Source organism: Nitrosopumilus oxyclinae (assembly GCF_013407165.1).
GTDB lineage: Archaea > Thermoproteota > Nitrososphaeria > Nitrososphaerales > Nitrosopumilaceae > Nitrosopumilus > Nitrosopumilus oxyclinae.
On the sequence record NZ_CP026994.1, the window covers coordinates 1,046,072 to 1,058,662 of the forward strand.

Consider the following 12,591-nt stretch of genomic DNA (forward strand, 5'->3'; position numbering starts at 1 on the left):
ACAACATTATTAGAATTAAAAAGTCGATTTAAATGAAATTACCTATTTGTGGCTTTGATGCAAAAAATTCTATTCTTTGTCCTCAATGTGAAAGTAAGATTGAATCAGGACAGTTAACAAAAGCTGATGTAGAAGCATCGATGAATCTTGCAAAAATTGCAAAATCAAATAAAGAAATTGAAAATTTTACACTATATTCATGCAAGGAATTTGATGGGAATTTTGTATTGTCTCTTGCAAAAAATGACATTATGTTGATTAGACAGAGTCGGACATTATATCGAACACTACAAGACCAATTCAAAGGCAAAATTTGGCTTGTAGAAGCCGATGAAACAGACAAACGTTTCATCGAAGATTTGTTCTTTCCCACCAAAATCCTATCAATTAATGCAGTTTGGGCACCTGGCGGCGTTCAAAAAACAAAAGCAGTTGTTTCAGGGAAATGGACTCCAAAATTTCCCATAGACACTGAAAAAGTGGTGCAGATAGTTAGGAATGCCCGAAACCTTGACATTGAGATAGAATTTGAGGATAAAAGATAGACATGGTATTTGTAAAAACTCATGATATTTCTGAACTAAACCAAGAATTGATTGGAAAAGAAGTAGTGTTAGGAGGATGGATTGAGGATCTTAGAAAATTAGGAAAAATGTCATTTATTACTCTTCGAGATGTCTCAGGAATATCTCAAGTTATAGTAAAAGGAGAACTCAATGATAATCTAGGGGAGATCAACCGTCAAAGTGTTGTCAGCATTAGAGGGATTGTTCAAGAAACCAAAGCTCGGGATTTTGCATTTGAGGTCAAGGCAGACGAAATAGAAGTTTTAGGAAAAGCAATTCATCCATTACCAATTGATCCAATTGGTCGACTAGAAAGTAATATCGATACAAGACTAAATCACAGAGCATTAGATATGCGAAATCAAAAAACAGCTTCAATTTTTAAATTACGACATCATGTATTACAATCTTTAAGAAAAACTCTAGCTGATAAAAAATTTATTGAAATCACAACTCCAAAAATAATTGGGAGTGCAAGTGAGGGGGGTGCAGACTTATTTTCATTAGACTACTTTGGTAAAACAGCATATCTTGCTCAGAGCCCACAATTATACAAAGAACAAATGACAATTGGTTTAGAGAGAGTGTTTGAGATTTCAAATTTTTACAGAGCAGAAAATTCTCATACTGGAAGGCATTTGACAGAATTTACCAGTATAGACATTGAAGCTGCATTTATGGACTATGAGGATGTCATGAATGTTTTAGAATCTCTAGTAGTATCAGTTTACAAAGATATCTCAGAAAATTGTAAAACTGAACAAGAAAGTATTGAGCATGCAATAGAAATTCCTTCAGTACCATTTGAGAGAATAACATACACTCAATGTGTGGATGAATTGAAAAAAGCAGGGGAAAAAGTAGAATTTGGAGATGATTTACTTGATTCGCATCTTAGAATTATTGGACAAAACCATCCAGGATTTTTCTTCTTAACTGACTGGCCAATGAAATTAAAACCATTTTACATTAGAGAGAAGGACGAGGATGCAACACTTTCACGTTCTTTTGATTTACAATACGGATTTTTAGAATTATCTTCAGGAGGAACTAGACTACACAATCCAGAAATGCTCAAAGAGAGACTAAAAGAACAAGGATTAGATCCGAACCAATTTGCAGACCATCTTAAAACATTTGATTGGGGAATGCCACCGCACTCAGGTTGGGGAATGGGATTAGATAGATTGATGACTACACTTATTGGTATTGACAATGTTCGTGAAGTAGTTTTGTATCCACGTGACCCAGATAGGCTTAGCCCATAGAGGAATATAGAAAATATGACATTATTCTGTAAACAATGCAATGAAAGAAGATTACCAATAGTATTTGCAAAAGACAAACCACCATTATGGTTATGTGGAAAATGTGAAAATTTTGCAGATGGGGTTGATGTAATAATTAGAGAAATAACTAAAGAAGAAAAAGAAGACATAAAGAAAAAATTAGATGATTTTGAAAATAATACGTCATTAAATGGCGAGAAATTAAAAAGAAGAAAAGGCGTTAATTGATCATGATTGATCAAAAAGATGCAAAAAAAGTGGTAGAAGTAATTGGAAACAATTTGATTGGAGTATCACATGATTCTAGTAGTTTTGCTAAATTACCAGATTCATTTTGGGGGTATTTTGCAAGAGGACATGACACTAAAGGGACATTCGGAGTCATTGTAACTTATTCTGAAGAAGGTAAAGATGTGGATGAGTTGATAAAAATGTATGAAGAATGGGCTGCAAAAAACAAAACAAAGTCAGAAGAATCTACTTAGTTTCTTTGAGTAGTTTACGATATCCTGCACATTCTTTACAAATTGGTTTTCCTTTATATTTTGGATTTCCATCAGTAATTTTTAAGGTCCCAGGAACAATTTTACAAATACAACAATCGGCCATAGATTTTCTTAAAAAATGTGATTAATAAAAATTGGTAATTTTCTACAGATTCAATTTAAAGAAAAATCAGGCTCAAAAGACCGCATACTAAAGAATCAAATTTTTTACACTTTTTTTATCTTTAACAAAAAAATCTAGGAATTTTTATGAATTCAAACTATGAGGCATTTTTGTGGATAATACAAAATCAGAAAAAAATTCACGAAGAATACATTCAGAGAATATCATAGGCAGGTTCAATTATCACTAGAAGGAAATTAGGATCATGGTTAAATATCATTTTGACGTAATAGATATGACGAGAAACCATTGTTCTGCGTCGTAGAACGATAGGTCTGGAAAACACATCATGTTAGGAATACGTCCTTGATTTAACGTGTTTTCCATGTATCTCGTTGTTTTAAAAATACCCTTTAAAGATTATCAGTAATTTGTTTTGTAAATTCACTAGTACTCTTGTCACCACCAATATCTTTAGTCTTAACGCCAGTTTTTACTAAATTAAAAATAGTAGATTCTAATTTTTGACCAACCTCAATACATTTGGAATCATTGTGTTTGTTACCTAACCAATCAAGCATCATCTTCATGGATAACAAGAAAGATGAAGGATTTGCGATGTTTTGGCCTGCAATATCAAATGCTGCACCATGAACGGGTTCAAACAAAGCAAAATTATCTCCAATGTTAGCAGCTGGGGCCATACCTAATCCACCAACTACCTGTGAGGATTCATCAGATAAAATATCTCCAAACAAATTAGTAGTAACTACAACATCAAACTGTTCTGGTTGACGAATTAAATTCATAGCACATGCGTCAACATACATCTCTTCAAATGTAATATCAGGATAATCCTTGGAAACATCAGCACATGCCTTTGCAAACATACCATCCGTAATTCGCATCACATTTGATTTATGAACACATGTTACTTTTCGCATAGAGTCACGTTGTTTAGCAGTTTCAAAAGCATATTTTGCAATTCTTTTCGAAGCTGCTTCAGAAATTATTCTAAGTGCAACAGATGAATCACCTAGACTGAATTCCTTACCAATGTAAAGATCCTCAGTATTTTCTCGAACTATCACCATATCAATATCATCACGTAATGCAGGCATGTGTGGGTATGATTTTGCAGGTCGAATATTGGCATACAAATCAAGCATTCTCCTCAACACCACAATCACATCAGCAGCACTTTCACCTACGGGTGCTTTCATGCATGCATCAGACTGTTTTATCGATTCAACTGTTTCATCAGGAAGTGCTTTTCCGGTTTCGGATAGAGCCTGGTCACCAGCAGATAATGTTGTAATTTCAAATTTCAAATCAAGCTTATCATGAATTGTATTTAAAACAGAAATTGCAGATTCTGATAGTTCAGGACCAATCCCATCACCAGTAATTAACGAAATATTGTACATGAAATAATTCAACACATGTTAATTTTAAATCATTAGTTTTCCTGCACAATCAAGATAATGCAATTAATTCAACTAAGTTTCATCTTTTTTGATATCTTTGAGCATTTTTTTCAATACAACCCCAGCATCAACCACATTATCATCATCAGACGCCAAAGTTTTTGGTAAAGAGATAGTAAACGTGGTAGGATTGTTGTGTACAGAGATTGTTCCTCGATGTTGTTCTATAATATTTCGACAAATTCCTAAACCTAATCCAGTTCCAGAAGATTTAGTAGTGAATAATGGATCAAAAATTCGAGAAATTTTATCTTTAGGAATACCAGGTCCAGAATCAACTATAGAGATAAATGCATTTTTAGAATCAGATTCAATAGAAATCGTAATTGTTCCATTATTTTCTATTGATTGTATAGAATTTGTAATTAAATTTGAAAAAACAGATTTCATCTTACTGGAATCACAATTCAGAGTCATTTTATTTTCAGGTAATTTGATTTGAATATCTTTTGGTACATCAATATTGGAAACTACAGTTTCAAGTAGAAAGTTAATGGAAGTTTTTTCTTTATGGAGTTTTGAATTTTTTGCAAATTCTAAAACATCATCAATTATAGAAAATATAGAATCAATTGAATCATCAATTCGTTTTGTATAATTTTTTGTTTTTTCATCCAGGTCAGGTCCCAAATTCATTTTCAATAATTCAAGGCTACTTTTAATCACAGTAAGAGGATTTTTCAAATCATGAGACATTCGTGAAGCCATTGTTCCAATCGTGGTAATTTTTTCACTATTTGCTGCCTCTTGAGTCAATTTTATATTTGTAGCAAAAATTCTAAACATGTAAAATAACAATAAACTCATTGCAATTCCAACTACAGGGATAAAAATTTGAACTAATGCTTCCACCAGATTAAGAGGCACACTATTTCCAGCATATGAAAATACCCAATCCCTATTATTTATGGAGACAAATATCTCAGTTGAAAAATCATCATCAAAAGTAGTGTCATGTAATTCTTGTGAATCAAAAAATAAATTTTCATCTGAAACAGAAGTATCATATATTTTTAATTTTATATTATCAAATAAGTGGCCATCCACTGTTCCAAGAATAAAATCATTTATTCTAAATACGGCATATACCATACCAGTTAAAGTATCTGAGGAGTTTGCTTCGTTTGAATAAATTGGAGTCAGCATCAAGAACCCATACTGAATATCATCATCAATTTCTTGAACCAAAATTATTTTTCCAGTAATCGTAGTATCTCCAGTTTTTTTGAGAAGATTTACTGCATCCTGCCGAATTTGCTCAGAGTAAATATCAAAACCAATGGCCTTTTCGTTACGAATATCCAAAGGAGCTACAAACAACACAGGATAATATTCACTCCTATCCCCCTGAGGTAAAATTTGATAGTTAACAAATCCATAGTCAACCATTTTGGCAATTAGTTTATCACGATTTTCATGAAGAGTGTGTTCAACATATCCAACTCCTTGAAGTCCAGGAAATCGTGTAGGAAGATTTTGTGAATCAATAAAGGTATTCCATTCAGATAATTCAACCTCATTTGAAGCAGCGTAAAGACCCTTTGCTCCAACTAGCACTTGCCCATATTGTTTTAGTTCATCAGTAATTAATAATGTCAAAAAATCAGTATCTTTAAGAAAATTTTGTTTTTGAGAATTTTGTTCTTCCAAAGAATAACTGATCCAAATCATAGAGGTGAAAAGTAGAGAAGCAACTAGAATCACCCATGATAAACTTAATAATTTTTCCATAACTTATTTTTTAAAACTTAAAGGAATTATAATTATCCAGTATCACATAAATTAAAAATTTCATATTAGTTGACCTGTTTCTCACTAAGCATTTTTTTAAGCATAATTCTATTGATTGCATCAATTACTGCCTTTACAGAAGTTGTTACAATATCTTCACCAACAGATTTTGCCGAAACCTTGTTTCCTAAAGGATCCTCAACTTTTACTGTAACTTCACATAAAGCGCCAGAACCACCTGAAATGGATGCCAATCCATAATCTTTAATTCTAATCTCAGAAATCTTACCTGTGATTTTTTGAATTGCATTTAATGCTGCATCAACTGGACCGACGCCGTAATCAGTTCCAATATGGTCTTGACCATTAATATTTAATTTTACAAACGCATAAGGCATTGTTCCAATTCCAGTAGAAACTGAAAAGCCAGTTAATTGTACAATTCTTTTGAGTTCTTTTTCACCTAAAACATCACTTGCCATAGATAACAACTCTACATCAGTAACTTGTTTTCCTTGATCACCAAGTATTTTGACTTTTTCTAAGATTTGTTTTGCTTGTTCTTCAGTTGGCGTAACACCATACTCTTTCAACATGGCATTCATTCCATGGACTCCTGCATGTTTTCCAACCTTAAGCCATCTTTTTCTTCCCACTAATTCAGGACTGATAGGTTCGTAAGTGAGAGGATTACTCAATACACCGTGAGTGTGAATACCAGACTCGTGGCCAAAGGCATTGGCCCCAACTATTGCTTTGTTTGGCTGTACAATAATTCCCACAGTCTTTGAGATAAATCTAGAAGTTTCATAGATTAATTCAGATTTAATATTAGTTTCGTAATTTTGTTTATGAGGTAAGCATTTGAGTGCCATGGAAAGTTCTTCCAATGATGCGTTTCCAGCTCGCTCTCCAATTCCATTTATTGTTACATGAGCACATGAAGCTCCTGCATGAATTCCAGCCAAAGAGTTTGCAACTGCTAATCCAAAATCATTATGACAGTGAACACTTACTGGAAGTTTTGTAGCTTCAATAGTATCTCTAGTGATCTCAGCCATATATTCAGGAGTAGAATAACCTACAGTATCAGGAATGTTAACACGATCAGCTCCTGCTTTTGCAACATCACCGAAAACTTTTTTCAAAAATTCACGGTCTGTTCTTGATGCATCTTCAGCTGAAAACTCTACTTGTAATCCACGTGACTTGCCATACTCTACTGCCTCAATTGCTTTTTCAAGTGCTTGATCTCGAGTCATTTGGAGCTTGTGTTCCAAATGAATATCGGAAGTTGCAATGAATGTATGAATATAATTTAATCCAGCATCAACTGCAGCATCAATATCTTTTTTGATTGTCCTAGTCAATCCAGCAATTTCACAAGACAAGCCTTCAGAAGTAATCATTTTGACTGCTTTTAATTCACCATCAGAAATTACTGGAAATCCTGCTTCAATTGCATCAACTCCTAATTCATCAAGTTTTTTTGCAATTGCTAATTTTTGTTCTGGAGATAATGATACACCAAGTGTTTGTTCACCATCACGTAATGTAGTATCAAAAATTCTAACATTTACCATTAAGCGCCACTTCTCTGCAATGCAGCAACACCAGTTCGTGCAACATCAAGTATTCCAAATGGCCTTGCTAATTCCTCAAATGCTTTAATTTGATCAGGCGTAGCAGTCAATTCAACCATCATAGAATCCTTTTTAACATCATGGACTTTGCCACCATATGCATTTGCTAATTTGTTAACTTCCATACTATCATTAGCATTACTGAGTTTTATCTTAAAAATACTAAGTTCTCGAAATACAGTTTTGTGCTCATCTAAATGCTCAACTTTTACAGTATCAATCATTTTATCGAGTTGTTTTACTATCTGTTCGATTCGTTTTTCATCCCCATATGTCGTGATAGTCATTTTAGAGTAATCAGGATTTTCAGTAGTTCCTACTGAAATACTATCAATGTTGAAATTTCTTGCTCTAAAAAGATGCGTTATCTTGAATAAAATTCCAGGTTTATTTTCAACTAAAATAGAAAGAATTGCCCACATCATCAATCACCTAAGAGGGTAAGATCATATCCGATAACGAAGTTCCAGGAGCTACAAATGGCAACACATCTTCTTCAGGATCAATTGGAATGTCAATTACTGTTGCAACATCACTGCTTAATGCGTTTTTGATGGCTTTATCGAGTTCATCCATTGACTGTGCACGAATACCTTGTGCACCATAAGACTCTGCTAATTTAACATAATCAGGACAACTGTGTTGTTCTACACCAGTCATTCTTCTATCATAGAAAGTTCTCTGCCATTGAGCTACCATTCCCAATGAAGAGTTGTTTAAGAGAAATACAATTACAGGAATATCTTCCAAAACGGCTGTTGCAAGAGAGTTTTCTGTCATACTAAAGCTTCCATCTCCTGCAATGTCAACAACTGGTACATCTGGTTTTGCAACTTTTGCACCAATAGCTGCTGGAAATCCCCAACCCATAGTACCAAGTCCAGTTGAACTAAAGAAAGTGCCAGGTTGAATCACATCATAAAATAATGATGCCCACATTTGATGTTGTCCTACCTCAGTAGTTACAATGGATTCTTTTGGCAATAATTCACGAAGTTTACGTAAAATTTTAGCAGCGCCCATTTCACCTGGGTGAATTTTTAAATTTTCTTTCCAATAGGCTTTAGTTTCTTTAACATGTTTTACCCAAGGCGATTCATCAGTTTTTTTAATTGCCTTTTGTAAAAGTAACTTTACCATAACTCTGAGATTTACCTTTACATCTCCAACAACTGCAATCTGAGCATTTTGATTCTTGCCAATTTCAGCAGGATCAACATCCATGTGAATAATTTTTAATCGTTTTTCAAAGGCCTCAAAAGTTCCAACAGATCTATCTGAAAATCTAGTTCCAATAGCTAAAACACAATCAGCTTCTGCCATCATTTTATTAGCTTCTGCATGTCCATGCATTCCAATTGGACCTAATGACAACGGATGAGTTTCAGGAAATGCACCTTTTCCTTTGAATGTTGAAACTACAGGAAGCATTAGAGTTTCTGCAACAGCTTGTAATTCTGCAAATGCAGATGAAATAATTGCTCCACCTCCAGCTAAGATAATTGGTTTTTCAGCATGAAGTAACATGTCGATTGCTCTCTCAACATTAACAATATCAGGATCAGCCCACGGATGATATCCTTGAATTTTAAATTCATCTGGAAATTCCATAGGAGATTCATTAGTTTGAACATCTTTTGGAATATCAATTAATACAGGTCCAGGTCTTCCAGTTTCTGCAATGAAAAATCCTTTCTTAACAACTTCTGGAATTTCTGAAGCAGTTCTTGGTTGAAATGCATATTTTACAACAGGATTTGCCATTCCAATAATATCACTTTCTTGAAATGCATCTCTACCGATCATGTTAACCGCTACCTGTCCAGTTACTGCAATCATCGGAGCAGAATCTGCTTGTGCAGTTGCAATGCCAGTCAAAATGTTAGTTGCACCAGGACCAGAAGTTGCAAAGCATACACCAGGTTTTCTGCTGACTCTTCCAAAACCATCAGCCATATGAGCAGCTGACTGCTCATGTCTTACCAAAATATGTCGAATATTACATCGGTTAAATTCATCATACATTGGAAGATTTGCACCTCCAGGCAATCCAAATACTTGTTTAACGCCTTCTTTTTCCATAGCCGTCATCAAGGCCTTTGCACCTGTCATAGTTTCCATTTTATTCATTTAATTTCTCTCCATAATTTTAAGCTAGTAAATTTTAGACACACTATAGTAGAACAACAAAAAGCAAATCATCACCAAATATTTTAGCTAATTTTGTGTTCATTGAAATCATAAAAACAATCAATTGATAATTAATAAAGATTATCTGAAAAATAATCATGAATTCACTCCATATCATACAGAAGACTTAAACTGATATTTTCTGCATTCGAAATGGACTATTTTGAGCGATAATGAAGAAATAATCAACATCATAGAGACATTATTTCAATCAGGAATCAGCAAAGATCTTTCAAAACTCAGAGATATTCATCTAAATGATTCTAAATTTTCTAGTTTCAGTGATTTACCACCATATGATCTCAAAGACTATCAAACAACAATTGAACTTGAAGAATTAAGATTTATCAGTATATCAGACTACTCCTATGAAATTAAAAATCCAAAAATTAGCTTGTTTGGAGACACAGCAGTGGTTGCTTTAGAATTAATTCAAAAAGGAATGCTAGTAGATAACAAAGCATACACAGGTGAACACATGGTAATCAATGGACGTGCAACATTTGTTTTAGTAAAACAACCAACATGGAAAATAGCACATATTCATTTATCAAAGATTGAAGGTTAATTTTTATTTTCTAGTAACATCAGGTTTGTTTTGATTAGGTTTGTTTGATTTGTTTTGATTAGGTTTGTTTGATTTGTTTTGATTAGGTTTGTTTGATTTGTTTTGATTAGGTTTGTTTGATTTGTTTTGATTAGGTTTGTTTGATTTGTTTTGATTAGGTTTGTTTGATTTGTTTTGATTAGGTTTGTTTGATTTGTTTTGATTAGGTTTGTTTGATTTGTTTTGATTAGGTTTGTTTGATTTGTTTTGATTAGGTTTGTTTGATTTGTTTTGATTAGGTTTGTTTGATTTGTTTTTAGGTTCTTCACTAACTAATTTTTGATATAATTTGAAAGCTTGATCAACATTTTGATTATTATGTACAATTGCTCTAACGGCTTTAATCATTGAAACAGGATGCTCAGATTGCCAAATGTTTCTACCCATATCAACACCTACTGCACCGCCTTTAATTGCATTAAATGTTAATTGTAAGGCATCGCGTTCAGGAATTTTTTTTCCACCGGCCACAATTATTGGGACAGGGCATGATTGGACTACTTTTTCAAAATTATCACAATAGTATGTTTTAACAATATGAGCACCTTGTTCAGCTGCAACTCGACATGCTAATGAAAGATATCTAGCATCTTTACCTAGTTCTTTTCCAACTGCAGTTACTGCTAAAACAGGCAATCCATATTTTTCTGCCTCATTAACTAATTTTCCAAGATTGACAATAGTTTGATATTCATATTTTGAACCAACAAAGATAGACATTGCAAGGGCACTAGCGTTTAGCCTAATTGCATCTTCAATGCTGACAGTGATGTCTTCTTGAGATAAATCCTCACCTATGATACTAGAACCACCAGAGACTCTCAAGACCATAGGAGTGTCAGTGGTTGCAGAAACAGAAGATCTTTGAACTCCTCTTGTAACCATTAATGAATCACAATATTTCAAAAGAGGAGCAATCACTTTTTTTGGATTTTCAAGTTTTTCAGTTGGACCAAGGAAATACCCATGATCCACTGCTAACATTAATGCACGATTATTTTGTGGTTTAATTATACGAGAAATTCTATTTTGCAATCCCCAATTCATATTTCTTCGATTTTGAAAGAATGAAAATCCCTTCTTAAGCCTTTCTTATTTTGTAATAATTATCTTCATTGCATTCTCACCAGTTCGAGCATGATCAAATGCTTTTTGAGAATCAGAAATAGAATAAGTATGAGTGATTAATTGCTTAACATCAATTTGAGAGGATTCAATAAGATCTAATGCTTCCTTGGTATCAGAATCAGATGCAGCATAACTGGTTACCAAAGTTATTTCCTTAGAATAAATTTTGTTCATATCTAAATCCAATTTTGCACCTTTTGATGGAACCCCAAACATCATTACAGTACCACCTTTTCTAGTCATATCAATAGCGTCATCTAATGCTTTGAGACTACTAGTAGCAACAATTGCCACATCAACTCCTTGCCCATCAGTATTATCCAAAATCTTTTGTTTGCGATTTTCATCCATAGAAGAAATAGAATGGGTAATGTTGAATTTTTTTGCAAAATCTAATCTAAAATTATTTACATCAAAACAGAAAATTTTTGAGAATTTTTTAGCATGTGCCAACATTACATGCATCATTCCAGTTGGACCAACTCCAAAAATTGCAGTAGAATCACCTTCGCGATATGCAAATTTAGACCATGCCCTTACACAACATGCCAAAGGTTCAATCATTGCAGCTTCTTCATAACTTAGAGAATCAGAAATTTTTAAAACTCCACCATGTGAAACATTCCATGCAGGAACTACATATTCTTCAGATAATCCACATGGAGAAAGATTAGTTTCAGAATATTTTTTGCACATTGTTTCATTCCCATGGTTACAATAATGACAATCATAGCACGGAACATGGTGATGTGTAAAAACTCTATCACCTTTTTTGAATTCAGTCACATCAGATCCAACATCTAATATTATTCCAGATGGTTCATGTCCTAATCGCATAGAAGGTTGTCCATATTGTCCAAAAACTTTTTCCAAATCAGACCCACAAATACCACAAGCTTGCATCTGTACTAGTATATCGCCAGAAGTTAACTTAGGTTTCTCTACATCATCAACAGAAACTACAGATGCTTCTTTAACAGATGCACTTTTCATGGTAAAACATTAGAAATTTGATTATAAGAAGATTATACACCAAGAATCTTTTTCAACATTACTCTGTAATCAATTTCAGTTTTTTCACTTCCAGTTGCAGGTAATGCAAATACCAAAGTAGATTTTTCTGCCCGTAATGCAGTTAACTCATCACTGATAGATTCTGTAATATCATCACTAACCAAAACAAGTCCCACATCAGAGTCATCAGTGAGCGTCTTAATTTCTTCAAGGGCATTTTGAGGATTTTCAGAAATTTTTCCTGGAATTCCAGCTAATTGAAAACTAGTTACAAATGATTTGCTGCCAACAGTGAAGATTTTCACAGTTGTGAATTTTGTACGTTCT

Annotated in this window: 13 protein-coding genes and 1 pseudogene; 5 read left to right on the plus strand and 9 right to left on the minus strand. The window is 33.6% G+C overall.

Going from position 1 to position 12,591, the window contains the following annotated elements; all coding sequences use genetic code 11:
* The first annotated feature begins 32 nt into the window (after nucleotides 1-32).
* The 4 genes from C5F49_RS06295 to C5F49_RS06310 are packed head-to-tail and all read left to right on the plus strand — an operon-like array spanning nucleotide 33 to nucleotide 2,340.
* The gene (locus C5F49_RS06295; RefSeq protein ID WP_179362155.1) at nucleotides 33-545 is read left to right on the plus strand and encodes a transcription elongation factor NusA; all 513 of its coding nucleotides are present in this window, start codon (nucleotides 33-35) and stop codon (nucleotides 543-545) included.
* Between the two features lie 2 nt (nucleotides 546-547).
* A complete protein-coding gene (gene aspS, locus C5F49_RS06300) occupies nucleotides 548-1,834 on the plus strand; it encodes an aspartate--tRNA(Asn) ligase (protein ID WP_179362156.1) in 1,287 nt (428 codons plus the stop codon).
* Between the two features lie 15 nt (nucleotides 1,835-1,849).
* On the plus strand, nucleotides 1,850-2,083 hold the full coding sequence (locus C5F49_RS06305) for a hypothetical protein (RefSeq protein ID WP_179362157.1): 234 nt from the start codon (nucleotides 1,850-1,852) through the stop codon (nucleotides 2,081-2,083).
* A gap of 2 nt (nucleotides 2,084-2,085) precedes the next feature.
* Nucleotides 2,086-2,340: a hypothetical protein gene (locus C5F49_RS06310; protein ID WP_179362158.1), complete on the plus strand. Its 255-nt coding sequence runs from the start codon at nucleotides 2,086-2,088 to the stop codon at nucleotides 2,338-2,340.
* On the opposite strand, the gene C5F49_RS09725 is transcribed toward C5F49_RS06310, so the two are convergent.
* The 6 genes from C5F49_RS09725 to ilvB form a co-directional block, all read right to left on the minus strand.
* Complete coding sequence (locus C5F49_RS09725; protein ID WP_281361105.1) at nucleotides 2,333-2,464, minus strand: hypothetical protein; 132 nt, start codon at nucleotides 2,462-2,464, stop codon at nucleotides 2,333-2,335. The genes C5F49_RS06310 and C5F49_RS09725 overlap by 8 nt on opposite strands.
* Before the next feature lie 413 nt (nucleotides 2,465-2,877).
* Nucleotides 2,878-3,891, minus strand: a complete 1,014-nt coding sequence (locus C5F49_RS06315) for an isocitrate/isopropylmalate dehydrogenase family protein (RefSeq protein WP_179362159.1) — start codon at nucleotides 3,889-3,891, stop codon at nucleotides 2,878-2,880.
* 72 nt (nucleotides 3,892-3,963) lie between these two features.
* Nucleotides 3,964-5,601 (minus strand): CHASE domain-containing protein, encoded by a 1,638-nt coding sequence (locus tag C5F49_RS06320; protein WP_246275302.1) that lies wholly within the window; start codon nucleotides 5,599-5,601, stop codon nucleotides 3,964-3,966.
* Between the two features lie 146 nt (nucleotides 5,602-5,747).
* The gene (locus tag C5F49_RS06325) at nucleotides 5,748-7,265 is read right to left on the minus strand and encodes a 2-isopropylmalate synthase (RefSeq protein ID WP_179362161.1); all 1,518 of its coding nucleotides are present in this window, start codon (nucleotides 7,263-7,265) and stop codon (nucleotides 5,748-5,750) included.
* Nucleotides 7,265-7,747: an acetolactate synthase small subunit gene (ilvN, locus tag C5F49_RS06330; protein WP_179363629.1), complete on the minus strand. Its 483-nt coding sequence runs from the start codon at nucleotides 7,745-7,747 to the stop codon at nucleotides 7,265-7,267. Before ilvN ends, C5F49_RS06325 begins: the two co-directional genes overlap by 1 nt.
* A gap of 10 nt (nucleotides 7,748-7,757) precedes the next feature.
* Nucleotides 7,758-9,455, minus strand: coding sequence for a biosynthetic-type acetolactate synthase large subunit (gene ilvB / locus C5F49_RS06335; RefSeq protein ID WP_179362162.1), 1,698 nt, complete (start codon nucleotides 9,453-9,455; stop codon nucleotides 7,758-7,760).
* A 223-nt stretch (nucleotides 9,456-9,678) separates the two neighbouring features.
* On the opposite strand from ilvB, the gene C5F49_RS06340 reads away from it, so the two are divergent.
* Nucleotides 9,679-10,083: a YybH family protein gene (locus C5F49_RS06340; RefSeq protein ID WP_179362163.1), complete on the plus strand. Its 405-nt coding sequence runs from the start codon at nucleotides 9,679-9,681 to the stop codon at nucleotides 10,081-10,083.
* A 3-nt stretch (nucleotides 10,084-10,086) separates the two neighbouring features.
* Here the strand turns inward: C5F49_RS06340 and lsrF are convergent.
* The 3 genes and pseudogenes from lsrF to C5F49_RS06355 form a co-directional block, all read right to left on the minus strand.
* Nucleotides 10,087-11,175, minus strand: a pseudogene (gene lsrF, locus C5F49_RS06345) (3-hydroxy-5-phosphonooxypentane-2,4-dione thiolase); the annotation flags it as partial.
* A gap of 39 nt (nucleotides 11,176-11,214) precedes the next feature.
* Complete coding sequence (locus C5F49_RS06350) at nucleotides 11,215-12,243, minus strand: zinc-dependent dehydrogenase (protein ID WP_179362165.1); 1,029 nt, start codon at nucleotides 12,241-12,243, stop codon at nucleotides 11,215-11,217.
* A 32-nt stretch (nucleotides 12,244-12,275) separates the two neighbouring features.
* Nucleotides 12,276-12,569, minus strand: a complete 294-nt coding sequence (locus C5F49_RS06355; RefSeq protein WP_179362166.1) for a V-type ATP synthase subunit F — start codon at nucleotides 12,567-12,569, stop codon at nucleotides 12,276-12,278.
* Nucleotides 12,570-12,591 lie beyond the last annotated feature (22 nt).

What these genes read in the sequence shown, in the direction of transcription:
- C5F49_RS06295 (WP_179362155.1), top strand. Translation starts at nt 33, where the DNA reads ATGAAATTACCTATTTGTGGCTTTGATGCAAAAAATTCTATTCTTTGT.
- aspS (WP_179362156.1), top strand. Translation starts at nt 548, where the DNA reads ATGGTATTTGTAAAAACTCATGATATTTCTGAACTAAACCAAGAATTG.
- C5F49_RS06305 (WP_179362157.1), top strand. Translation starts at nt 1,850, where the DNA reads ATGACATTATTCTGTAAACAATGCAATGAAAGAAGATTACCAATAGTA.
- C5F49_RS06310 (WP_179362158.1), top strand. Translation starts at nt 2,086, where the DNA reads ATGATTGATCAAAAAGATGCAAAAAAAGTGGTAGAAGTAATTGGAAAC.
- C5F49_RS09725 (WP_281361105.1), bottom strand. Translation starts at nt 2,464, where the DNA reads ATGGCCGATTGTTGTATTTGTAAAATTGTTCCTGGGACCTTAAAAATT.
- C5F49_RS06315 (WP_179362159.1), bottom strand. Translation starts at nt 3,891, where the DNA reads ATGTACAATATTTCGTTAATTACTGGTGATGGGATTGGTCCTGAACTA.
- C5F49_RS06325 (WP_179362161.1), bottom strand. Translation starts at nt 7,265, where the DNA reads ATGGTAAATGTTAGAATTTTTGATACTACATTACGTGATGGTGAACAA.
- ilvN (WP_179363629.1), bottom strand. Translation starts at nt 7,747, where the DNA reads ATGTGGGCAATTCTTTCTATTTTAGTTGAAAATAAACCTGGAATTTTA.
- ilvB (WP_179362162.1), bottom strand. Translation starts at nt 9,455, where the DNA reads ATGAATAAAATGGAAACTATGACAGGTGCAAAGGCCTTGATGACGGCT.
- C5F49_RS06350 (WP_179362165.1), bottom strand. Translation starts at nt 12,243, where the DNA reads ATGAAAAGTGCATCTGTTAAAGAAGCATCTGTAGTTTCTGTTGATGAT.